This is a genomic window from Noviherbaspirillum album (assembly GCF_035916955.1).
GTDB classification, from domain to species: Bacteria; Pseudomonadota; Gammaproteobacteria; order Burkholderiales; family Burkholderiaceae_D; genus Noviherbaspirillum; species Noviherbaspirillum album.
Map to the genome: position 1 here is coordinate 81,930 of NZ_JAWIIV010000004.1, position 22,145 is coordinate 104,074.

Consider the following 22,145-nt stretch of genomic DNA (forward strand, 5'->3'; position numbering starts at 1 on the left):
CGACAGGGTCGCAAGACCCTGTCGTTCATGGCAGCTTGCGGCCCTTGCACGAGGTGCGGGGCGGCTGAGCGGGGAGACATGAGACAGATGGTTCATCCGGAATGGCCGGTCGGTACCGGTGAAATGAGAAGCCTGATCCGCGCGCGCGACTGGAGCGCCACCGCACTGGGCCCGCTGCCGCTCTGGCCCCAATGCCTGCGCACCGCGGCCGACATCGTTCTGTCGCTGCCCATGCCGGCCATCCTGCTGTGGAGCGTGGACGGCGTGATGCTCTACAACGATGCCTATGCCGACCTGGCTGGCGACCGGCATCCCTGGCTGCTCGGGCGAAAGGTGCAGGAAGGTGCTATCGGGCATACCGATTTCCACGCAACCGCACTCAAGACCGTATTGGACGGCTGTTCGCTGGTTTATCGCGATCGGGAATTCCTGGTCGGGCGCAACGGCGGCTTGCAGCCGGTCTGGCTCGATCTCGATTTTTCACCGGTGCCGGGCGAGGACGGCAAAGCGGCCGGCGCGCTTGCCATCGTCACCGACACCACGCCGCGCATATCGATGGAACAGGCCTTGCGCAGCAGCGAAGCCAAGCTCTCGGCGATTTTTGCGCGCGCCAAGGTCGGCCTGTCGGAGCTGTCGCTGGAGGGCCGCTTCCTGCGGGTCAACGATGAGATCTGCAGCATGCTCGGTCGCTCACGCGACGATCTGCTGTCGCAAGGCGTCCCGGACGTGACCCATCCCGACGATATTCCGCCGAGCATCAGGGCCTTGACGGCACTGCTCGAAAGCGGCGAATCGGTATCGCTCGACAAGCGCTATGTGCATAGCGACGGCGGCATCGTGTATGCCCGCAGCAGCATTTCGCGGCTCGATGACGACGAGGGACGGCCCAGCTCGCTGCTGGCAGTTACCGTCGACCTGACTGCGCGCAAGCTGGCCGAGCAGGCGCTGGCCGACAGCGAAGCGCGCTTTCGCGCGCTGGCGGAAGCGTCGCCCGCCCTGATCTGGCATCTCGATGCGGAAAGCCATGCGCTGTACCTCAATCAGCGCACCAGCGAACTGGCCGGCGTGCCGATGGAAAACCTGCTCGGCTCCGGCTGGCTGGATTTATTGCATCCGGAGGACGGACCCGCCTATGTCGCCGCGCTGTCGCAGGCGCAGCGTGAGCGCAAACCCCTGCATCACCGCTTTCGCGTGCGCGGCAAGGAAAATCAATGGCACTGGCTCGCCACCCATGCCTCGCCCTGGTTCCAGGAAGACGGCAGCTATGCGGGACATGTCGGCATCTCGCTCGACATCACCGAAACGGTGATGGCGGAGCAGGAACTGTTGATCAGCAATGAGCGCCTGAAGCTGGCCATCGAAGGATCGGGGGATGGCGTCTGGGATTGGGACATTCCTACCAACAAGATGCTGTACTCGCCACGTTTCAAGGAAATCCTGGGACTGGCCGAGGACGACATGCTGGAAGGCTATGACGACTGGGAGCGTCGCGTGCATCCCGACGATCTGCATCCCACTCTGACCGCGCTGCGCGCCTGCCTCGCCGGCAAGGCTGCGTCGTTCCAGAGCGAGTACAGGATGTGCTGCAAGGATGGCAAATGGAAATGGGTCATGACGCGCGCCGTGGTGGTGGCGCGCGACGTTGCCGGCCATCCGCTGCGCATGACCGGCACGGTTTCCGACATTTCGGAAAAGCGGCGTTCCGAGGAAATCATCTGGCACCATGCCAATTTCGATACCCTCACCGGCCTGCCCAACCGCCGGCTGTTCCGCGACCGTCTCGACCACGACGTGAAAAAGGCAAGGCGCAGCGGCGATCCGCTGGCGCTGCTGTTCATCGATCTCGACCGCTTCAAGGAAGCCAACGACTTGCTGGGCCACGATATCGGCGATCAGCTGCTGATCGAGGCGGCCAGGCGCATCAACGGCTGCGTGCGGGCATCCGATACCGTGGCCAGGCTGGGCGGCGATGAATTCACCGCGATTCTCACCGACCTCGACGATCTCGCGCATGTCGAATTCCTGGCGCAGAAAATCATCGACTCCCTGGCATCGCCCTTCTGCCTCGGCAATGAAGTGGTCTACCTGTCCGCCAGCATCGGCATCACCCTGTTTCCGAGCGATGCCTCCACGCCTGAAAACCTGATCCGCAACGCCGACCAGGCAATGTATGCGGCCAAGAGCAACGGCCGCAACCAGTTCAGCTACTTCACCCGATCCATGCAGCAGGAAGCCCATACCCGCCTGCGGCTGATCGGCGACCTGCGCAATGCGCTGTCCGGAAACCAGCTAAGGGTGTATTACCAGCCGGTGATCGACCTGCGCACCGGCGCCGTCAGCAAGGCGGAAGCGTTGCTGCGCTGGCAGCATCCCAAGCTCGGCATGATCGATCCGCCACGCTTCATTCCCTTCGCCGAGGAGTCGGGTCTCATCAATGAAATCGGCGAGTGGGTGTTCCAGGAAGCGGCGCGCTGTTCGTGCCGCTTCGGCAGCCGCCTCGGCAAGCCTTTTCAGATCAGCGTCAACAAGTCGCCGGTGCAGTTCATGTCACGCTCGGAACAGGTGGACTGGCCGGAGTACCTGAAGAGCCTGGGCCTGCCGGGCAGCAGCATATCGGTTGAAATCACCGAGGGCCTGCTGCTCAATGCGTCCTCGCGCGTGACGGAGCGGCTGCTGCAATACCGCGATGCCGGAATCCAGGTGGCGATCGACGACTTCGGCACCGGCTATTCATCGATGGCTTACCTGCGCAGGTTCGATATCGATTACCTGAAGATCGATCAATCCTTCGTGCGCGACGTGGCATCCGATACCGGCGACCGCGCGATCGTGCGCTCGATCATCGCGATGGCGCATGAACTCGGCCTGCAGGTGATCGCCGAGGGTATCGAGACAGCCGAGCAGAAAGCCGCGCTGATCGAGGCGGGATGCGATTATGGCCAGGGCTTCCTGTTCTCCCGGGCGGTGCCGCCGGACGAGTTCGAAAGAAGCCTGGGAGCGGCCTGATCAGCCGGCTTTCCGGTGCGATCGCGCCGCCTGGGCGGCGGCATGTGCGATCGAGCGGGGAAACGCAAGCATGCCGCGCACGGCATGCGCCCCCCGGGCCGCGGCGCGCAGTCCCGCTCCCAGCAGGTCGGGCTGATGCAGGTGGTTCATCAGCCAGTCGTGGCGGCGGAATTGCCCGGCATGCCATGCATTGGCCGCGGCCAATCCGCAGTGCAGCGCGAGCCGGGCGCCATCGCGGTACAGCGCGATGTGCTGAAGCCTGCGCTGCCGGCCGAGCAGCCGTGTCTTGTAAGGATAACGGCCCCAGAGAAAATGGTATTCGGTACCGCCCCGCGCGATGCATTCGCAGATGGCCAGATAGCAGCAGAGCGTGCCGAGGCCATAGTCGTTATAGGCGCAATCGTGGGCAATCATCTGCAGGAAGTAATGCTGGCCCAGCTGCAGTTCGATGGTGCCGGCGCGGACCTGCCCGTCGATGTGCACCTGGGTGAGCAGGCCATAGCGCCTGACCAGCTCCAGAATGCGCGCCAGCTCGTCTTCGTCGATGGCGGAAGCCCTGCATCGTTCCCGCATCCGCGCATGATTGAGCGCGACGATGCGCCGCACCTGGCTTTCACTAATATCATCCTTTTCGATCACTTCATGGCGCATGCCGGGATGATCGCGCCGCAGCTTGTTCATATAGCGGTTGAGATAGCTGCGCGTGGACTTGCCGAGGCTGGCGCGATAGGCGTCGACCGAATCCGGAAGGGACAGCACGATATCTTCCGCGCAATCGAAACGCTGGCGGGGAAGCGGCAGTTCGTCCCGCTCAGGCAGTTCCGCATGCACCGCATGCAGTTCGATGATGTCGATGTCCTTCCGCGTCGCAAAGACATGCCGCGCAAAGCGCCCCAGCTCTTCCTTCGTCAGTTCGATCTGTTCATTGAGCACGCGCGCGACCCGTCCTTCACGCCGCCAAAGCAGCGCGGCGCGCACCTGGCGGTCGCTGCCGCGCGCGACATAGGCATGGACGCCACGCCGCAGATCGCAATAGTGCCTGTGATGCGCCAGCGTTGCGAAAGGACTGTGATACAGGCTTTCGAGCGCATGCTCCAGTTCATCGGGAAATTCGTTTTCGAAATCGGAAATGAGGACGCGGTCGGAATTCATAAGCGCAAGACGTGACAAGGCCCGGTGTCAACCGTAAGGATCGCTCTGCAGCGACAGTCAACATCATCATGCTGGGGGCGCGATGGCTTTTCCAGTACGAGACACGGCTGGCTTGTGAGTCCTCAAACGGCAGCGCTAAGTCTTTAATTATCTTTGCAGGAGTGTTGTATCGGTACCTTCGCCGCCACCGAGCGTTTCAAAGATGGTGCAATTTCCGACGCCAGGCGGCGGCAATGACGTGCTTTGCCTGAGGATTCTCAATGGAATGCTTAACGCTGATCAAGACTACGGCAATTAAAGCGCGGCAAGATGACACGATGCATGAAGCATCGCATCTGCAATACATGCAGTGCCTGCGGCACATGCGATAACACTGCGGAACACAGCGGCGCGGTGATTTCCAGGGTAGCGGTTTACCGGCCTTGCCGATCGCAGCCTAAACCAACGACGATTTCCAACAATGAAGCCAACACCGACGGCGCCGGCACGGTACCGCGATACTGGGAGAACATGATGAAAACATTCGGCCTGAATCTGAAACCGCTTTGCCTGGCGCTGCTTGCGGCAGGCTTCCTGTCTGCCTGCGGCGGTGGAGGCGGAAGCGACAGCGCCGCCCCTTCTCCCGGTACGACCACTCCAGGCGGTACAACGCCGGGCGGTACAACGCCGGGCGGTACAACGCCGGGCGGCACGACTCCAGGCGGTACCACGCCCGGCGGTACCACGCCCGACACCGGCACGCCGTCCACCGCGGTGCCGCCGGTTTCCTCGACCGCGTCCATGGTCATGTCCTGCCCTGGCGGCGCGACCGTCCAGTGCAGCGGCGATTCCATCATCCGCACCGACAACGACATCACGCTGACCAGTTCGGGCGTGCAGGCTTATGGCCAGTCCACCAGCGACCTCGCCAACCCGATCGTCGTCAGGACCGGGGCATCCGGCTTCGCCCCGGCTTCCGGCGGCCATGCCGAAATCCGTATTTCCAAGGTGGATGCCAGCGCGACGCCTTCCGCGCCGATCGTCATCCTGCGCAATCTCGGCCTGTCCTGGGACAACAGGGTTGACCGTCCGCCCATCGTCGAAACCTTCAACACCACCCAGGGACGCACCATCCTGGCGGCGGACGGCACGGTTTCCTCCGCCGCGCTGCCCGCCCCGACCGATCTCAACTACTACAACTTCGCAACGCTCGGCCCGGCCGCGACCCAGGCCAACTATGCGAACAACCGCTACTTCCCGCGCGCCGATCCGTCGCGTTGCGGCCCCGGCGTCACCTCCTGCCCGACCGTGGAAACCACCGGCCCGCGCCTGACCCCGGGCGAATGGAGAACCGGCAATACCGCCGCGCCGGACAATCTGTATGCAACCCGCCTGCATGAAGACGGCGACATCCATTCCGGCAATGCGACCCCCGGTTCCACCCCGGCATGGCTGGATGGCGGAAATGGCATCGGCATCCCCTTCCCCGGCTCCAAGGGCTACCGCGGCTTCGACAACTGGAGCCTGCGCTACGCCAACCTCGGCGCCTGGGTGACGCAGGACACGGTGATCATCGAGGAGTGGGCAAGGGCCGGCAACGAGCACAACAAGAACCGCCGCGGCGTCGTAGCCTACGGCGCGGTCACCGATCCGGCTGCCGTGCCGTCGACCGGCACGTTCACCTACACCGGCTTCTCCTACGGCTGGTACTCGCCCAACTCTTCAGCGGATCCATCGGTGTTCCGCGGCACGGCGACGATCACCGTGAACTTCGCCACCCGCCAGGTCACGGTAGAGGTGCAGAACACCAACACCAATGAAGAGAACAGCGTGGCAGTGCCGGTCGCGTTCCGCACGACCGTCAACATGGGCGCGGCCAACACCAACGTCGCCAACTACCTGACCGGTACCGTGACCGCCGGCAACTTGAGCGGCGGCGTCGGCGGACGCTACTTCGGACCGGTGGCCAACGGCGCACCGGCGGAAATGGGCGGCACCTTCCGGATGACCAACCCTGCAACCGGCCAGATGGTGGTGGGCGGATTCATGGCGGCAGCCCCCGGATCCCGATAAGTCAGGTCAACAACAATAAGTGAAGTCGCCGCACCGCAGCCGGTGCGGCACCAGGCAGCAACTCCACCGCGGCAGCGCAAGCTTCCGCGGTTTCTTTTTTCAGGGGCCGCTTGCCAGGCCGATTGTTGCATGCGCTCGCGCAAGGTCCGCGTGTATGATGGGGCTGTCTTGTTTTCATCCCGCTTATCGTGTCCGCTGCGTCCAAGTTTTCCTCAACACCCGCCTTCGATCCGACCCAGCTCCTGCTGCTGATGCAGGATGGCCAGGAACACACAGCCATGGTGTTCGATTTGCTCGATTCGATACTGCGCAACGGCACCGCCCCGTTCGATGCCGCCCGGCAGTCGTGGCAGGAAGGCAAGGCCGGCAATGCGGCCCGTCAGTTGCACACGGTGCGCGGCTCGCTCGGCTCCTTCGGCCTGCGGCGTTTCGCGGCGGCGGCCCTGGCGACCGAGCAGGCATTGGGCCTGCAACCGGGGGACACCGCTGCGGATGACGCCATCGAAACCCTGTTCGATGCCACCGCGCAGGCACTGCAGGAGGGCCTTGCCGACATGCGGACATGGCTCGCCGCACAGCGCCTGTCCCAGCCCTGACGGCTGGTTTCCGTCCGCATCCGCACCCCAACAGGCCCGGTCAAACCGGCAGGCCACATGCTTCACGGCTTTGCGCTACACTCGATTTTCCCTTCGCGCCGAGATTTAGCCATGCTGACAGCCACACGCCCTCCGCAACTGAAAACCGTCCTGATCGCCTCCGGACTGGTCCTCACGCTCGCCATGGGCGTGCGCCACGGCTACGGTTTCTGGCTGCAGCCGATTTCACAGGAATATGGCTGGACGCGTGAACCCTTCTCGCTGGCGCTGGCGCTGCAAAACCTGATGTGGGGCGTGTTCGCTCCCTTCGCCGGCATGGCGGCCGACCGCATCGGCACCGCGCGCGTGGTGCTGGCGGGCGCGGCCTTCTACGTCGGCGGCCTCGTCTGGATGGCCGTGGTGTCGCAGCCGGCCGCCTTCGTCATCGGCTCCGGCGTGCTCGGCGGCGCGGCGCTGGCCTGCACCGCGTTCGGTGCGGTCAGCGGCATCATCGGACGGGCAGCACCGGAATCGCGGCGCTCCTGGGCCTTCGGCATTTCTTCCGCGGCCAGTTCCTTCGGCCAGTTCGTGATGATGCCGGTCGAGCAGCAGCTCATCGCCCAGGCCGGCTGGCAGAACGCCTTCTATATCCTCGCCGCGATGGTGGCGCTGGTGATGGTGCCGATGGCCTTCTTCCTGCGCGAGATGCCGGCGGAAAGATCGAACGGCACCGAACAGAGCATCATGGAAGCCACCCGCGAAGCTTTCGCCTACCGTCCCTTCCTGCTGCTGGTGGCCGGCTATTTCGTCTGCGGCTTCCAGGTGGTCTTCATCGGCGTGCACATGCCGTCCTACCTGAAGGACAAGGGCATCATGGATCCGAATGTCGCCGTGATGGCGCTGGCGTTGATCGGCCTGTTCAACATCTTCGGCTCCTATTACGCCGGCAAGCTCGGCGGCAAGCTGCCCAAGCGCTATCTGCTGTCCTCGATCTACTTCACCCGCGCAGTGGTGATTTCGCTGTTCCTGCTGGCACCGCTGACGCCGGCCTCGGTCTATGTGTTCGCCTGCGCGATGGGCCTGCTGTGGCTGTCCACCGTACCGCTGACCAATGGCGTGATCGCCGGCATCTTCGGCGTCAAATACCTGTCGATGCTGTCGGGCTTCGTGTTCCTCTCGCACCAGGTCGGCAGCTTTCTCGGCGTCTGGCTCGGCGGCTACCTGTTCACGCTCGAAGGCAGTTACAACACCGTATGGGGCATCATCATCGCGCTCGGCGTATTCGCCGCGCTGGTGAACCTGCCGATCAATGAAAAAGCCATCGTTCGGCAGCAGCCGGCATTGGCCTGAAGCCCGAAACCCAAAACCTGAAGCCGGAGGCATCATGAATACCGTCGCCATGCGTTCCCGCCTGCTCCGCCTGCTGCTCGGCGCCGTGCTGGCGGCGGTGCTGGCGCTGGCCTTCGTCGGTTACCTGCGGCCTTCCTTCGTCTTCGATCTCGCCAACCGCATCATCCTATGCTTCTGAATCCATCCGCGCCTTCCGCTGCGCTGTCCGCCGCACTGCCGTCCGCCCGCGCCGTCGTGCAAAGCCTGGGGGCCTCGCGCATCCGCGAAGTCGCCAATGCCGGCATCGGCATGCAAGGCGTGCTACCCTTCTGGTTCGGCGAACCGGACCAGCAGACGCCGGAATTCATCCGCGACGCGGCCAAGCAGGCGCTGGATGCGGGCGACACCTTCTACACCCACAACTTCGGCATTGCGCCGCTGCGCGAAGCGATCGCGAACTATGTCTCCGCGCTGCACCGGCCGGTGGAGCCGGGCCGCGTGGCAGTCACGTCGTCCGGCGTGTCGGCGCTGATGCTGCTGTCGCAGCTCATTGTCAATCCCGGCGACCGGGTCGTCGCCGTCACGCCGCTGTGGCCTAACCTGGTCGAGATTCCGAAGATCCTCGGCGCCGAAGTGGTCAAGGTGCCGCTGCGTTTCGGCCAGACCTGGGAGCTGGATGTGCAGCAGCTGCTCGACGCGCTCACGCCCGGCACCCGTGCCGTGCTGCTGAACTCGCCCAACAACCCGACCGGCTGGGTGATCACGCGGGAGCAGCAGGAAATCATCCTGGCCCACTGCCGCCGGCATGGCATCTGGATTCTTGCCGATGACGTTTACGAACGCCTGGTCTACGACACACCCGGCGCGCCCGATATGCGTGCCTGCGCGCCGTCCTTCCTCGACCTCGCCCATCCCGACGACCGCATCGTCTCGGCCAACAGCTTTTCCAAGTCGTGGCTGATGACCGGCTGGCGCCTCGGCTGGGTGATCGCGCCGGAACCCATGATGGCCGATCTCGGCAAGCTGATCGAGTACAACACCTCCTGCGCGCCTGGCTTCGCGCAACGCGGCGGCATCGTTGCCGTCGAGCGCGGCGAGGAAATCATTGCGCATACCGTGGAACGCTATCGCGCGGCGCGCGACTTCCTGCATGCGCGGCTCAATGCCATGCCGGGCATCAGCGCGCCGAAATCCAAGGGCGCGATGTACCTGTTCTTCCGGGTCGACGGCGCCGGGGATACGCTCGACCTGTGCAAGCGGCTGGTGGTCGAAGCGCGGCTAGGCCTTGCGCCGGGCAGCGCCTTCGGCCCCGAAGGCGAAGGCTATATCCGCTGGTGCTTCGCCAGTTCTCTCGACCGGCTGGAAGACGGCGCGCAGCGGCTGGAAAAATTCCTGCGCCGCTGACCTGGCTGCGGGCATCAGCCGTCCCTGCCCTGCCGGCTTCCCGCGTATTGGCGGCGGAAATCTCCCGGCGAGCAGCCAACCTCCCGTTTGAAAAACTTCACGAAGTTCGTCGCCTCATCAAATCCGACCTGATCGCTGATCAGGCCGATCGGCATGGCGGTATGCGCCAGCAAGCGCTTCGCTTCCAGGTTGATGCGTGACGCAATGAAGACTTTCGCGGTCATGCCGACAGTGTCCGACACCGCGCGGTTCAGGCTTTTTTCCGAACATCCGATCACCTTGGCATAGTCGGCCACCTGATGCCATTGGCTGAAATTGCGCTCGACCAGCAGCTGAAATCGCTTGAAGCGCGTCAGGGTCGCGGAGGTGGTCCCCTTCCTGGCTTCCTCCTGTCCATGAAAGATCTTCAGGCGCAGCAGCAGTGCATAGAGCTGGTGCCGCAGCAGGTTATGCAGGTCGGACGAGGCAGGCGATGCCGTGTCCCTGTGCATCTGCATCATGGTCGAGGCTAGGGCCTGGGCTTCGTCTTCGTTCAATTGCAAGGCATTCGGCAGCGCTTCCAGATCCACCGTCATCTTCATGTCCGACAGGACGCCGTCCGTCTTCAACGGCAGCAGGAACTCCGGGCGAAAGATCACGATCCAGCCGTTCCAGTCGGTTTCGGCGCCGAACTGCTGGGCCTGCGCCGGGCGCAGCATCAGCAGGGTGCCCGGTTCGCACCTTACCGGCTTGAAATCGACCGTATGCACGCAGGTGCCTTCGGAAACGCAGATCAGCTGATAAAACTCGATGCGCTGCGGCGCTCGCAGCTTGGCGCTGTCGACACGACGCCTTAATTCCTCGATCAAGAACACTTCCAGGTCAAGCTGATAATCGCCAGAGGGAAGATAGCCGATGCGCTGGATTTCCGAACTCCCGGTTTTGATGGCACCCATGAGATTGTCCGAAATCTACCATTCAATGGCTTGATTGTACCGTGATTAATCAATCCAGATTCCTATACTTACCAGTGCAGTTTCCAATATTTAATAACTCAACCGCTCTCTGGGACACCTATGAATTTCCGACTATCTCAATTTATTTCCGCTACCGGCTTCGCTGCCATGACAATCGCCCTTACCGCCTGCGCCGGCGGTGCCGATCCCGTTCAACAGGAAAGCGAAGTCTCCGCCATTCAAAAAAAACAAGTCGTTGAACTGCTCAAGAGTATCGAAACCGGAGATCCGAAGCCGGTTTCATACATCAATCCGGACAAGTACATCCAGCACAACCTGGCGGTGGGCGACGGCCTGGCCGGTTTCGGCGCGGTGCTGCAGCAGCTTCCGAAAGGCAGCGCGAAAGTGAATACGGTCCGGGTCTTCGGCGACGGCGATTTCGTCTTCGCACACACTGACTACAACTTCTTCGGACCGAAAATCGGCTTCGACATCTTCCGCTTCGAGAATGGGAAGATTGTCGAGCATTGGGATAACCTGCAGGAGACGCCCGCTTCGCCCAACCCCAGCGGCAATACCATGATCGACGGGCCGACAGCTTCCAAGGACCTGGAAAAGACTGCGCAAAACAAGGAGCTGGTTCGCAGCTTCGTCGACGACATCCTGGTCAATGGCCGCATGGAAAAGCTGGGCAGCTATATCGAAGGCGAGAACTACATCCAGCACAATCCCCAGATCGGCAACGGGCTGTCCGGCCTTGCCACCGCCCTGCAGGCGATGGCCAAGCAAGGCATCACGATGAAATACGACCGCATCCACCGGGTACTGGGCGAAGGCAATTTCGTGCTGATTGTCAGCGAAGGCAGCTTCGCCGGAAAATGGACCTCGTTCTACGATTTGTTCCGCGTCGAGAACGGCAAGATCGTCGAGCATTGGGACACGATCGAGGCCATCCCGCCGCAATCGGAATGGAAGAACAGGAACGGCAAGTTCTGATTGGCATGAACCGGGTTCCTGCCGCGGTTCCCGCAGGCTGGGGCCCTGCCCGTCCCGGTGTTTTACAATACGCGGATGGACATCACACTCCCCGAACTGGAACAGGCGATCAATTACTGGCGCGCGCTGCGTCCTTCGACCGGCGAAGAACGCGCGCTGTCGCCGGAAGTCGACCTGCTTGCCACCGTCTACGCGATCATGATCTTCAATCGTTCGCGCTCTCTTCCGCTCGACAGCCTCGATGCGCCGACGCGCCAGGTACTCGAAAACTGGCGCGCGCAGCAAGGATAATCGGCAACAATAATCAAGCCGCCAGATGCCGCGCCTGCCGCTGCGGCGCGGCGTCCGCCTTGCCCTTCCTTTCCGCCTTTTCGGTCTCCGGCCTGGCCTTGTGCGCCTGTCCCGCATAGTCGCTGCCGACCAGCGCCTCTGCTTCCTTGCCGTCCATGCCGCGGCTGCCCAGCCACTGCGCCACCAGCGCCGCCAGCTTGTCGAGCGCGATGCGGTGGGTGGCATCGGTATGCGCATACAGCCAGTCCGACAGCGCCATGAAATTGGCGAACGGCGCATCGCCCAGGATCGCCGGCAGCGTGTTGGCGAAACGCCCCGAGTTGGCCACCAGGTCCCAGTAGCGCGCAAAGCGCACCAGCCGCTGCATGGCGGCGAAGTCGATGCGGTCGGTAGCAAGAATGCTGTACGGCGGATACGGATCGAACACCAGCCCGAAGGCTTCGGTATGGCGGATGATGGGCGTGCCGCGCAGGCGCTTGAGGATGCCGAACTGAATCTCGTGCGGCGCCAGCGCCACCAGCCGGTCGAAGCCCTGCGCGAAACTATCGATATCCTCGCCCGGCAGGCCGGCGATCAGGTCCACGTGGAGATGGGCGTGCGAATGCTCGCGCAGCCAGCGGATGTTGTCGGCCGACTTGTCGTTGTTCTGCTTGCGGCTGATAGTGGACTGCACCTCCGGATTGAAACTCTGGATGCCGATCTCGAATTGCAGCGTTCCGGGCGGGAACTTCCGGATGGCTTCCTTGAGCGCATCCGGAAGATGGTCGGGCACCACCTCGAAATGCGCGAACACCGGGTCGTCGGGACTGGCCGCCAGCTTGTCGAGGAAGAACTGCATGATCCTCAGGCTGGACTTGATGTTGAGATTGAAGGTGCGGTCGACGAACTTGAACAGCCGCGCGCCGCGTGCATGCAGGCTTTCCAGCTCGCCGAGAAAGTTGTCGAGATCGAAGGGCCAGGCGGTCTTGTCGAGCGAGGACAGGCAGAACTCGCACTTGAACGGGCAGCCGCGCGATGCTTCGACATACAGCGTGCGGTGGGCGATGTCTTGGTCGCTATAGAGGCCGTAGGGCATGGCGATCTCGTCGAGCGGCGGCTGCGCGCCGGCATGGATCTTCATCAGCGGCTTGGGGCCGTTTAGAATTTGGCGGCACAGCTGCGGAAAGGTAACGTCGCCCCAGCCGGTGACGAGATAATCGGCCAGCTGCACGATGCGCTGCTCCTGCGGCTCGTACGACACTTCCGGCCCGCCGAGCACGATGACCACCTCCGGTGCAACCCGCTTGAGCAGTGCCACTACCCGCGTGGTTTCCTCGACATTCCAGATGTAGACGCCGAAACCGATGATGCGCGGACGATGCACGAGAAGGCGCTCGACCACGTCGGCGGTCTTGGCTCCGATCACGAATTCCTGCAGCAGGGTGATGTCCCGCAGCTCGCCCATGTTGGCAAGCAGGTAACGCAGGCCCAGCGAGGCATGGGTGTAGCGGGCGTTGAGGGTGGACAGCAGGATGGTCATTTGGAAACAGCGGGAGGAAGAACTGCTATTTTACGCCGGGCGGGGGGATGGAGACGTAAGAGCTGAGGGTTCAGCGTTCGCTCGGAGTTACTTCGACTCGGCAAAATAAAAGACTTCTGCTACGAAACGCTTGCATCGTGAGATTGAAATTTGCCTCACAAGTTTGCAAGACCTCTGTGCTCCTTCCCCTTCAAGGGGACGTAACAGGGAATTCGCAATGCATGCATTGCGCCTGTGAAGTCCAAGCAGCTTACAAGCTGCGAGGTGGAAGGTTGGGATGGGGATGGATTATGACAGCGATCAGTATGCCATTTGGACCCCATCCCCACCCCAGCCCTCCCCTTGAAGGGGAGGGAGTTTCGATGTCTTGGCAAATTGCGATTAGTGATCAGCTTCAAGGCATGAATTTATTAATGCGGCTCCACCTGCTTAAACCGCTTTTCACACCTTCGCCGCCTCCTGCGCCGCCATCTCCTTCTCCTGCAGACTCCGCCACATCACCTTGCCGGTGGCCGACTTCGGCAGCGCATCGACGAATTCGACAATCTTCGGCACCTTGTAGGCAGCCATCTTTTCCTGCGCCCACTTGATGATGTCCTCGGCACCGGCGTCGGCCCCTGGCCGCTTCACGATCACCGCCTTGACGGTCTCGCCGCGGTAAGGATCGCGCGCGGCGATGATGCAGCATTCCTGCACCGCCGGATGCTGGTACATCATCGACTCCACTTCCGCCGGCCACACCTTGAAGCCGCTGGCATTGATCATGCGCTTGAGGCGGTCGGTGAAGAAGTAGAAGCCTTCCTCGTCCATGTAGCCGAGATCGCCGGAGCGGAAGAAACGCTTGCCGTCGAGTTCGGCAAAGGCTTCCGCGGTCTTCTTCGGATCGTTCCAGTAACCCTGGAAAACCTGCGGGCCATGGATCCAGATCTCGCCGTTCTCTCCCTGCGGCACTTCCTTGAGGGTGACCGGATCGACGATGCGCGCATCGACATTCAGGTAAGGCACTCCCAGGCATTGCTGCTTCATGCGGCCGGGCGGATTGACATGCGAAGCCGCCATGGTCTCCGACAGGCCATAGCCTTCCATGTAGGTCTGGCCGGTCAGCTGCAGGAGCTTCTGCGCGATCGCCGCCGGCATCGCCGCGCCGCCGCCGGAGACACGCTGCAGCTTCGAGATGTCGTACTCGCCCAGGCGCGGATTGGACAGGAAGTCGATCATCATGGTCGGGATCAGCGTCCAGGTGGTGACCTTGTAGCGGGTGATCAGCTGCCCGGCCGCGTCGCGGTCCCAGCGCGGCAGCACCACGATGGTGCCGCCGGTGTAGATCATCGCATTCATCACCGACTGCATGCCGGTCACGTGGAAGAACGGCAGCACCGCGAGCGTCACATGGTCGGGCGCCATCGGGCCTGACCATGTCGGGCTGGCGACGGCATTGAACATCACCGAACGGTGAGTATGCACGCAGCCCTTGGGCTTGCCGGTGGTTCCCGAGGTATAGGGCATGCAGGCGCGGTCATCGGGACCGACCTGGTGCGGGCCGGGCGCGTGGCCGGCGGCCAGCGCTTCCTTCCATGGCGTCACGCCCGGCATGGCCGGCACCGCATAGGGTGCGCGCACGAAATCGGGCACGTTGAGTTCGGTCGGCGCGATCAGGTAATCGGAGTAGGCGGCCGCGACGACGTGCGACAGGCAGGTCTTGCCGATCAGCGGCGCGATGCGCGCAAAAATTTCCTGCGATGCCAGCGCCACCTTGGCGCCGCTGTCTTCCACGTAATGCTGCAGCTCATCGGTCATCAGCATCGGATTGACCGGCACCACCATCGCATCGGCGCGCATGACCGCGTAATAGCTGATGATGAACTGCGGGCTGTTCTGCATGTCCAGCAATACGCGGTCGCCGCGCTGCACGCCGCAGACCTGCTGCAGGTAGCCGGCCAGCGCCAGCACCTGTTCATGGATCTGCGCATAGGTCAGCACGGTATCGTAGAAGATGATGCCCGGCTTGTTCGGATAGCGCAGGGCCGAGACCTGCAGGTTGGCGTAGACGCTGGTATCGGGCGTGGTGATGGCGCGCGGCATGCCTGCCGGCCAATGGGCATAGTGAAGCGTGTTCATTGTCTCCGTCCGGTTTTTATGGTGTCTGGTGATTATAAGGGCATGTCTGTTGCCGCATCCAACAGCAGGATTCTGCACCCTGAACTACTATTGGGAATGTCAAAGGCTTCACAATTTGACGCGGATTAAACCCGTGCTTCCCTTCCGGCCAGGACCACCAGCGACCGGCCGGCAACCACAAGGAGATTCTCCATGAAACTTTATTTTTCGCCGGGCGCCTGCTCGCTGTCGCCGCATATCGTCCTGCACGAGCTTGGCATCGGCTTCGACAGGGAAAAGGTCAATCTTGCGGACAAGACCACCGCCGGCGGCAATGATTACCGCGCAATCAACCCCAAGGGCTATGTGCCCGCATTGCAGCTCGACAACGGCGACGTGCTGACCGAGGGTCCGGCCATCGTGCAGTACCTGGCGGACCAGCATCCCGACAAGCGGCTCGTCCCGCCGGCCGGCACGCTGGAACGGTATCACCTGGTCGAATGGCTCAATTTCATTTCGACTGAATTGCACAAGAGCTTTTCCCCGCTGTTCAAGCCGAACACACCGGAGGAAACAAAGAAGGCCGCACTCGATACCATCTCCTCGCGGCTGGACTTCGTCGACCAGAAGCTCCAAGGCAAGTCTTACCTGACCGGCGAGCAGTTCAGCGTGGCCGATGCCTATCTGTTCACCGTGCTGCGCTGGGCGGGCGCGATGAAGATCGATCTTGGCCGCTGGCCGCAGGTGCAGGCGTTCTTCGACCGCGCCGGTGCGCGGCCGGCGGTTCACGCGGCCCTGCAGGCCGAAGGCTTGATGAAACCGCAGCAGTAAGCGCCGAAACCGGCACAACGCAGAGGGAGGGAAACCATGACAGCCACGGTCAAGCCAATTGCCGCGCGGCCACGCATCGCGCTGGTGCTGCAGGGCGGCGGCGCCCTGGGAGCCTATCAGGCCGGCGTGTTCCAGGCGATGGACGAACATGGACTGACGCCCGACTGGGTCATCGGCACCTCGATCGGCGCCATCAATGCGGCGCTGATCGCCGGCAACCGCGGCAGCCAGCGCGTGACACGGCTCCGGCAGTTCTGGGACGAGGTGGCGCAGAACGACCTGCTCGACATGCGCCGCGTGCCCGACCCGGTTCGCCAGTTCAATATCATGTTCAATACCATGAGCGCCCTCACCCAGGGGGTGCAGGGCTTCTATTCGCCGCGCTGGTGCAATCCCTTTGCCGCCGGCTGGCCGGTGGCGCCGGAGGCCGCCAGCTTCTTCGACACCGCGCCCCTCGAGAAGACCCTGGCCGGGCTGGTGGATTTCGACTGCATCAATGGCATCGGCGGCGGCAGCGGCATCCGGCTGACCGTCAGCGCGATCCGGGTCGATTGCGGCCAGCTCGACAATTTCGACAGCGCATCGCGGCGGATGACGCTCAAGCACATCCTGGCCAGCGGCGCACTGCCGCCCGGCTTTCCGCCGGTGCGAATCGACGGCCACCTGTACTGGGACGGCGGCCTGTATTCGAATACCCCGCTGGAAACATTGCTGGCCGACGAGCCGCGCATCGATACCACCTGCTTCATGGTCGACCTGTGGAGCGCGGACGGACCCGAGCCGAAGACGCTGGAGCAGGTACAGACGCGGCAGAAGGACGTGATGTTCGCTTCCCGCTCGCAGCGGCACATCGATGCTTACCTGCGCGGGCACAAGCTGCGCCGCATGGTGCGCATGCTGCGCGACAAGCTGCCGAGCGACGCGCTGAGCGACGAGGAGCGACGCCAGATCGATGCCGTCGGCGCCGACAGCACGGTGCACATCGTGCGCCTGGCCTATGCGGGACGCGACTGGCAGATGGCTTCCAAGGACATCAATTTTTCGCGCGGCTCGATCGAATGGCGCTGGGAACAGGGTTATCGCGACGCCCTGCGCGCCATCGGCGAAGGTGCCTGGCGGCAGCAGTCGCCGGAAGGCGCCGGCATCCTGGTGCATGACATTCCGCCCGCGGACGCGCAGGAAGAAGCGCAAAGACCCGGAGCCGATGCCGCCAGGGCATGACTCCTGAACTCGGGCGGCGGTGCCGCGTCTAAATTTGCATTGTTTGCAACGCCGGCAGGATTTTTTCTTGCCTGCAGACACTCCGCCCATGAACCTGCAACGCACAAAGCCATCGCACCTTCACTCCGGTTGCCTGCCGGCGGCACCCGCCGCGAGGGCCCGTACATGACCGAAGCAGCCGGCCCATCGGACTCCGGACACCTCATCCTGATGGCAGGAGCCGACCTGCCCGATGCGCCCGACCTCACAGCGCTCAGGCATGCGCTCGAATGCCGGGGACACCGGGTGCTCGTTGCGCCCGACGGCGAACAGGCGCTGCGGCAAGCCGGCCTTGCCGTTCCCGATCTCGTCCTGCTCGATGCGGCGCAGCGTGGACCGGACGGACTCGATGGATTCACGGCCTGCAGGGCCTTCAAGGATGATGAACGGCTGCACAAGGTCCCGGTGCTGCTGATGACCGAACATCCCCGCGCCGACGCTACGCGCTGCCTGCAGTCCGGCGCGGCCGACCATCTCGCCCGGCCGCTGGAACCGGATGCGGCCCTGGCGCGCATCGACACCCTTCTTTCGCTGCATGCGGCGCGCCGCCGCCTGGACGAACTGGAAGCGGCGCTGCAGCATGAAAGCGCGCTGCGGCGACAGATCGAATCCTACCTGCAGCATGCGTACGAAATGCTCGAGGAGCGGGTCGCCCAGCGCACCGAGCAACTGGCCCATGCCAATGCCATGCTGACCGCGGAAATCAGCGAGCGCGCGCGCGTCGAGGAAAACCTGAGGCGCAGCGAGGTACGCATGCGCCGGCTGGTGGAAGCCAACATCATTGCCATCTATTTCTGGTCGGTCGACGGCCTGGTGGTGGAAGCGAACGATGCCTTCCTGCGGCTGCTCGGCTACAACCAGGAAGACGTGAAGCAGGGCCGCGTGCGCTGGGATACGCTCACGCCGCCGGAGTACGGCGAGATCAGCGAACGTGCATGGAGCGAATTGCGCACCAGCGGCAGCTTCGCGCCGTATGAGAAGGAGTATCTGCGCAAGGATGGCAGCCGCGTGCCCATCCTGGTCGGCGGCACCGTCATCAGCAAGCGCCAGCAATCCGGGGTGGCCTTCGTACTCGATCTCACCGAACGCAAGCAGGCCGAGGAACGCATCCGCTACATGGCCGATCACGACGTGCTGACCGGCCTGCCGAACCGGGTGCTGCTGCAGGACCGGCTGCAGCAGGCGCTGTCCCATGCGGCGCGCACGCATACCCTGGTCGCCCTGATGTTCATCGACCTCGACTATTTCAAGCACATCAATGATTCTCTCGGCCACCAGGTAGGAGATAGCCTGCTGCGCGACGTTGCCAGGCGCCTGCTGCACTGCGTGCGCGAGGGCGACAGCGTGGCGCGCCTGGGCGGCGATGAGTTCGTGCTGGCCCTGCCGCTGGTGGGCGGCGGCCAGGACGTCGCCCTCGTCGCGCAGAAGGTGCTGGACGCGCTCGATGCGCCGTTCCACTGCGGCGATCACGAGCTGCATGTGTCGGGCAGCATCGGCATCAGCATGTATCCCGACGACGGCAAGGATGTCGCGACCCTGATGCGCACGGCGGATACCGCGATGTACTACGCAAAGGAAAAGGGCCGCGGCAATTTCCAGTTCTTCACCCAGAGCCTCAACCGCGCGGCGCAGCGCAGGCACCAGCTGACGATCGCCTTGCGCCATGCGCTCAACCGCAATGAATTCGTGCTGTACTACCAGCCGCAGGTCGATCTCGAAAGCGGCGCCATTTTCGCTGCCGAGGCGTTGCTGCGCTGGAAGCGCGAAGGCGAAGCGCCGGTGGGCTGCAACGAATTCATTACGATCGCCGAGGAAACCGGCCTGATCCTGCCGATCGGCGAATGGGTGTTGCGCGAAGCCTGCAAGCAGCTGCGGCAGTGGCATGAAAGCGGTTTCGGCGGCCTGACCATGGCGGTCAACCTGTCGCCGCGCCAGTTCTTCCAGCCGAACTTCGAGCAGATGGTGCGCGATGCGCTGGACGACGCCGGCGTGCCGCCCAACCGGCTCGACCTGGAGATCACCGAAGGCATACTGATGCAGCGCACCGAAGACAATGTGGCGACCTTGAAGATCCTGTCGGACATGGGCATCAAGCTGTCGATCGACGATTTCGGGACCGGGTATTCCAGCCTGGCGTATCTGCAGCGTTTTCCGGTGGATGCATTGAAGATAGATCGATCCTTCGTCAGCGGCATCGGGCAGGATTCCAACGATACGGCGCTGGTGGCGGCGATCATTTCCATGGCCAACAGCCTGCGGCTGAAGGTGCTGGCGGAGGGAGTGGAGACCAATGAGCAGAGGTGCTTTCTGCAGAGTCATGGATGTCCGTCGGGGCAGGGGTTTTACTACAGCGCGCCAGTGTCGGCGGAGGAGTTTACGGAGATGCTGCTGCGGCAGAGCAGGCGGACGATTGATGCCTGAGTGTTTTGGTAGTGCAGGCCTCCGTGCCTGCACAGAGGGCTTTCGTCCAGAGATGGTTTGAACATTGCGCTCTCCGTGGAGGCTTGCCGGGGGTGGCCCGGCGGCCACCTACTTTCTTTGCTTCGCCAAAGAAAGTAGGCAAAGAAAGGGGGCCGCCGAGGTGCGACACCCCCACCGCCGCCCCTTCGGGGTTCCCAAAAGTGCGGGTACCAAAGCGGGAAGCGCAGAAACTCGCCTTCGGCTCACCTCGGCGACCCCAAACATCTGCGCTTCTTTATCCGCTTTGGCACCCGCTCTTTTGACGTCGGCAGAGGGGGAACGTCTACAGCCTCTAAGCGCTAGCATGGTCTCCGATAGACTCCCTTCTCGCGCAGGCGGGGCGAAGGCAGGGTTTCGCAAACCATGGTTTGCGCTGCCGTAGCCGAACTGGCTTGCAAGCCAGTTCGTGGAGAAGGGCCGGGGATGAGGAGGCCCGCCAAGACCATCTACGTAAATATCCCCCTCAAATCCTCTGATCCATCTCCACCGACGGACAACTGTCATCCTCATGCCGCCGCACCACCCTTGCCGGCACGCCGGCCACCGTCGTATGCGGCGGCACCGGGTGCAGCACCACGCTGCCGGCGGCGATCTTGCTCATCGTGCCGATCTCGATGTTGCCGAGGATTTTCGCGCCGGCGCCGATCATCACGCCGCTGCGGATCTTGGGATGGCGGTCGCCGTGTTCCTTGCCGGTGCCGCCCAGCGTCACGTTCTGCAGCAGCGAGACATTGTCTTCGATGACCGTGGTCTCGCCGATCACAATGCCGGTGCCATGATCGAGCATGACGCCGGTGCCGATGCGCGCCGCCGGATGGATGTCGACCGCAAACACGACAGAGGCCTGGCTGGCCAGCGCATGGGCCAGTTCGGTCCGGCCCTGCTGCCACAAGGCGTGGGCGATGCGATAGGTTTGCAGGGCCTGGAAGCCCTTGAAGTTGAGCAGCACGTGCAAGTCGTCGCCGCCGGCCGGATCGCGCTCCTTGACGGCGGTCAGGTCGGCTGCAACTTTTTCCGCAAAGGCATCGTCGGCAATCTGAAGGAACAGCTCACGCAATGCCGCTTCATCCAGGTCGGCGCTGGCTAGCCGGTGCGCCAGCATGGCGGCAATGCCGGCGCCGAGGCGGTCGTGGGCGAGGATAAGCGTCTGCAGGCGCTTCGCCAGCAAGGGTTCGCGCTGCGCCAGCGCGTCGGCCGCCGCCAGGATATTGGCCCAGACAGGCGTGCGGCGGTCCGGCTTGAGCGGAATGCCGGCGCCTATCCTGATCGGGCGCGCCGCAAGGCGAAGTCCTTGCGACAATCGCTGCATTGGCTGGCTTGACGGCTTGTTCATGACTGGGATCCTTTCGTCTGTTTCAAGCGGCAGGCGCTCGAAAAACAAAATGGCCGCAGGTCGTGAGACACTGCGGCCATGGGAAGCTGGGAAAAGACGGCGTCAGCCGACGCACCCGTTCGTTGCCATCCAGGGCCGCGATCGGCAACAACACGGGAGAACCGGAGTATTCACGGAAACGAGTTGCGAGCTCATGCGTCAAACTGAAAAGAGAATATCGATATGCGAAATCTGTTAGCGCATTAGAGCACAATTCCATTTTTCCCGTGCGGGCCGCCGCGGCCCGCTTCACACAGCATTACGTATTTGCCTGAGCGAAATCATATGGAGAACTATCGCATCGGACTGATTTCCGATACGCACGGATTGCTGCGGCCGGAAGCGCGCTTCGCGCTGTCGGGCGTCAGTCGCATTATTCATGCCGGCGACATTTGCAATGCCGGCGTGCTGGAACAGCTGGGAGAGATTGCGCCTGTCGTTGCCGTGCGCGGCAACAATGACCGCGGCGAGTGGGCGCAGCGGCTGGCTGATAAGGAAGTGCTCGAGATCGGCGGCGTGCGCGTCTGCGTGGTGCACGACTTGCAGGATCTGAATGTCGATCCGGCCGCCGAAGGCATCAAGGTGGTAATTTCCGGCCACTCGCACCGGCCGGTGGTCAAGAAGGAGCGCGGCGTGCTTTTCGTCAATCCAGGCAGCGCTGGTCCGCGCCGCTTCCGGCTGCCGATCTCGGTGGGTTTTTTGGATATACGGGACGGGGTGGCGAAGGCGGAGTTGGAGATGCTGGAGGTGGATTAGGGTTTGCGTGGAAGATAATTTAGGGTGAGTCCAAAGGGGGCGTCATTAAGCTAGCAATGAGGCATGTGGGTTTGGCCGGCCCCCTCATCCCCAGCCCTTCTCTCGCCTGC

General features: G+C 63.1%; 17 protein-coding genes. 12 read left to right on the forward strand and 5 right to left on the reverse strand.

Annotated elements, in window-relative coordinates; all coding sequences use genetic code 11:
• Positions 1 to 78 precede the first annotated feature (78 nt).
• Positions 79 to 3,006, forward strand: a complete 2,928-nt coding sequence (locus tag RY831_RS06680; protein WP_326505541.1) for a bifunctional diguanylate cyclase/phosphodiesterase — start codon at positions 79 to 81, stop codon at positions 3,004 to 3,006.
• On the opposite strand, the gene RY831_RS06685 is transcribed toward RY831_RS06680, so the two are convergent.
• Positions 3,007 to 4,158 carry a GNAT family N-acetyltransferase gene (locus tag RY831_RS06685; protein WP_326505542.1) on the reverse strand — a complete coding sequence of 384 codons (1,152 nt, stop codon included), beginning with the start codon at positions 4,156 to 4,158 and terminating at the stop codon, positions 3,007 to 3,009.
• Between the two features lie 510 nt (positions 4,159 to 4,668).
• Here RY831_RS06685 and RY831_RS06690 point away from each other — a divergent pair.
• The 5 genes from RY831_RS06690 to RY831_RS06710 all read left to right on the forward strand — a co-directional run bounded on the left by RY831_RS06690 (position 4,669) and on the right by RY831_RS06710 (position 9,518).
• Positions 4,669 to 6,210 (forward strand): transferrin-binding protein-like solute binding protein, encoded by a 1,542-nt coding sequence (locus RY831_RS06690; RefSeq protein ID WP_326505543.1) that lies wholly within the window; start codon positions 4,669 to 4,671, stop codon positions 6,208 to 6,210.
• 188 nt (positions 6,211 to 6,398) lie between these two features.
• Positions 6,399 to 6,806, forward strand: coding sequence for an Hpt domain-containing protein (locus tag RY831_RS06695; RefSeq protein ID WP_326505544.1), 408 nt, complete (start codon positions 6,399 to 6,401; stop codon positions 6,804 to 6,806).
• Between the two features lie 111 nt (positions 6,807 to 6,917).
• Positions 6,918 to 8,135: an MFS transporter gene (locus tag RY831_RS06700; RefSeq protein WP_326505545.1), complete on the forward strand. Its 1,218-nt coding sequence runs from the start codon at positions 6,918 to 6,920 to the stop codon at positions 8,133 to 8,135.
• Between the two features lie 34 nt (positions 8,136 to 8,169).
• Positions 8,170 to 8,313 (forward strand): hypothetical protein, encoded by a 144-nt coding sequence (locus tag RY831_RS06705; protein WP_326505742.1) that lies wholly within the window; start codon positions 8,170 to 8,172, stop codon positions 8,311 to 8,313.
• Entirely contained in the window at positions 8,304 to 9,518 is a 1,215-nt protein-coding gene (locus RY831_RS06710; RefSeq protein ID WP_326505546.1) for a pyridoxal phosphate-dependent aminotransferase, read from the forward strand. Before RY831_RS06705 ends, RY831_RS06710 begins: the two co-directional genes overlap by 10 nt.
• Before the next feature lie 14 nt (positions 9,519 to 9,532).
• On the opposite strand, the gene RY831_RS06715 is transcribed toward RY831_RS06710, so the two are convergent.
• The gene (locus tag RY831_RS06715; RefSeq protein WP_326505547.1) at positions 9,533 to 10,453 is read right to left on the reverse strand and encodes an AraC family transcriptional regulator; all 921 of its coding nucleotides are present in this window, start codon (positions 10,451 to 10,453) and stop codon (positions 9,533 to 9,535) included.
• Positions 10,454 to 10,621: 168 nt separating this feature from the next.
• On the opposite strand from RY831_RS06715, the gene RY831_RS06720 reads away from it, so the two are divergent.
• Entirely contained in the window at positions 10,622 to 11,449 is an 828-nt protein-coding gene (locus RY831_RS06720; protein ID WP_326505548.1) for a nuclear transport factor 2 family protein, read from the forward strand.
• Between the two features lie 75 nt (positions 11,450 to 11,524).
• Positions 11,525 to 11,740, forward strand: a complete 216-nt coding sequence (locus RY831_RS06725) for a DUF3717 domain-containing protein (protein ID WP_326505549.1) — start codon at positions 11,525 to 11,527, stop codon at positions 11,738 to 11,740.
• A gap of 13 nt (positions 11,741 to 11,753) precedes the next feature.
• On the opposite strand, the gene RY831_RS06730 is transcribed toward RY831_RS06725, so the two are convergent.
• Positions 11,754 to 13,259 carry a B12-binding domain-containing radical SAM protein gene (locus tag RY831_RS06730; RefSeq protein ID WP_326505550.1) on the reverse strand — a complete coding sequence of 502 codons (1,506 nt, stop codon included), beginning with the start codon at positions 13,257 to 13,259 and terminating at the stop codon, positions 11,754 to 11,756.
• A 441-nt stretch (positions 13,260 to 13,700) separates the two neighbouring features.
• Complete coding sequence (locus RY831_RS06735) at positions 13,701 to 15,377, reverse strand: long-chain fatty acid--CoA ligase (protein ID WP_326505551.1); 1,677 nt, start codon at positions 15,375 to 15,377, stop codon at positions 13,701 to 13,703.
• Positions 15,378 to 15,569: 192 nt separating this feature from the next.
• Between RY831_RS06735 and gstA the strand changes: the two genes are divergently transcribed.
• From gstA to RY831_RS06750, 3 genes are all read left to right on the forward strand, one after another.
• Positions 15,570 to 16,187, forward strand: coding sequence for a glutathione transferase GstA (gstA, locus tag RY831_RS06740; RefSeq protein WP_326505552.1), 618 nt, complete (start codon positions 15,570 to 15,572; stop codon positions 16,185 to 16,187).
• A gap of 36 nt (positions 16,188 to 16,223) precedes the next feature.
• The gene (locus tag RY831_RS06745) at positions 16,224 to 17,408 is read left to right on the forward strand and encodes a patatin-like phospholipase family protein (RefSeq protein WP_326505553.1); all 1,185 of its coding nucleotides are present in this window, start codon (positions 16,224 to 16,226) and stop codon (positions 17,406 to 17,408) included.
• Between the two features lie 165 nt (positions 17,409 to 17,573).
• On the forward strand, positions 17,574 to 19,868 hold the full coding sequence (locus tag RY831_RS06750) for a two-component system response regulator (RefSeq protein ID WP_326505554.1): 2,295 nt from the start codon (positions 17,574 to 17,576) through the stop codon (positions 19,866 to 19,868).
• Between the two features lie 502 nt (positions 19,869 to 20,370).
• On the opposite strand, the gene cysE is transcribed toward RY831_RS06750, so the two are convergent.
• Positions 20,371 to 21,240: a serine O-acetyltransferase gene (gene cysE / locus RY831_RS06755; RefSeq protein WP_326505555.1), complete on the reverse strand. Its 870-nt coding sequence runs from the start codon at positions 21,238 to 21,240 to the stop codon at positions 20,371 to 20,373.
• Positions 21,241 to 21,564: 324 nt separating this feature from the next.
• Between cysE and RY831_RS06760 the strand changes: the two genes are divergently transcribed.
• On the forward strand, positions 21,565 to 22,035 hold the full coding sequence (locus RY831_RS06760; protein WP_326505556.1) for a metallophosphoesterase family protein: 471 nt from the start codon (positions 21,565 to 21,567) through the stop codon (positions 22,033 to 22,035).
• Positions 22,036 to 22,145: the final 110 nt, after the last annotated feature.

What these genes read in the sequence shown, in the direction of transcription:
- RY831_RS06735 (WP_326505551.1), bottom strand. Translation starts at nt 15,377, where the DNA reads ATGAACACGCTTCACTATGCCCATTGGCCGGCAGGCATGCCGCGCGCC.
- RY831_RS06720 (WP_326505548.1), top strand. Translation starts at nt 10,622, where the DNA reads ATGACAATCGCCCTTACCGCCTGCGCCGGCGGTGCCGATCCCGTTCAA.
- RY831_RS06705 (WP_326505742.1), top strand. Translation starts at nt 8,170, where the DNA reads ATGAATACCGTCGCCATGCGTTCCCGCCTGCTCCGCCTGCTGCTCGGC.
- gstA (WP_326505552.1), top strand. Translation starts at nt 15,570, where the DNA reads ATGAAACTTTATTTTTCGCCGGGCGCCTGCTCGCTGTCGCCGCATATC.
- RY831_RS06710 (WP_326505546.1), top strand. Translation starts at nt 8,304, where the DNA reads ATGCTTCTGAATCCATCCGCGCCTTCCGCTGCGCTGTCCGCCGCACTG.
- RY831_RS06680 (WP_326505541.1), top strand. Translation starts at nt 79, where the DNA reads ATGAGACAGATGGTTCATCCGGAATGGCCGGTCGGTACCGGTGAAATG.
- RY831_RS06685 (WP_326505542.1), bottom strand. Translation starts at nt 4,158, where the DNA reads ATGAATTCCGACCGCGTCCTCATTTCCGATTTCGAAAACGAATTTCCC.
- RY831_RS06700 (WP_326505545.1), top strand. Translation starts at nt 6,918, where the DNA reads ATGCTGACAGCCACACGCCCTCCGCAACTGAAAACCGTCCTGATCGCC.
- RY831_RS06715 (WP_326505547.1), bottom strand. Translation starts at nt 10,453, where the DNA reads ATGGGTGCCATCAAAACCGGGAGTTCGGAAATCCAGCGCATCGGCTAT.
- RY831_RS06725 (WP_326505549.1), top strand. Translation starts at nt 11,525, where the DNA reads ATGGACATCACACTCCCCGAACTGGAACAGGCGATCAATTACTGGCGC.
- RY831_RS06690 (WP_326505543.1), top strand. Translation starts at nt 4,669, where the DNA reads ATGATGAAAACATTCGGCCTGAATCTGAAACCGCTTTGCCTGGCGCTG.
- cysE (WP_326505555.1), bottom strand. Translation starts at nt 21,240, where the DNA reads ATGAACAAGCCGTCAAGCCAGCCAATGCAGCGATTGTCGCAAGGACTT.
- RY831_RS06760 (WP_326505556.1), top strand. Translation starts at nt 21,565, where the DNA reads ATGGAGAACTATCGCATCGGACTGATTTCCGATACGCACGGATTGCTG.
- RY831_RS06750 (WP_326505554.1), top strand. Translation starts at nt 17,574, where the DNA reads ATGACCGAAGCAGCCGGCCCATCGGACTCCGGACACCTCATCCTGATG.
- RY831_RS06730 (WP_326505550.1), bottom strand. Translation starts at nt 13,259, where the DNA reads ATGACCATCCTGCTGTCCACCCTCAACGCCCGCTACACCCATGCCTCG.
- RY831_RS06745 (WP_326505553.1), top strand. Translation starts at nt 16,224, where the DNA reads ATGACAGCCACGGTCAAGCCAATTGCCGCGCGGCCACGCATCGCGCTG.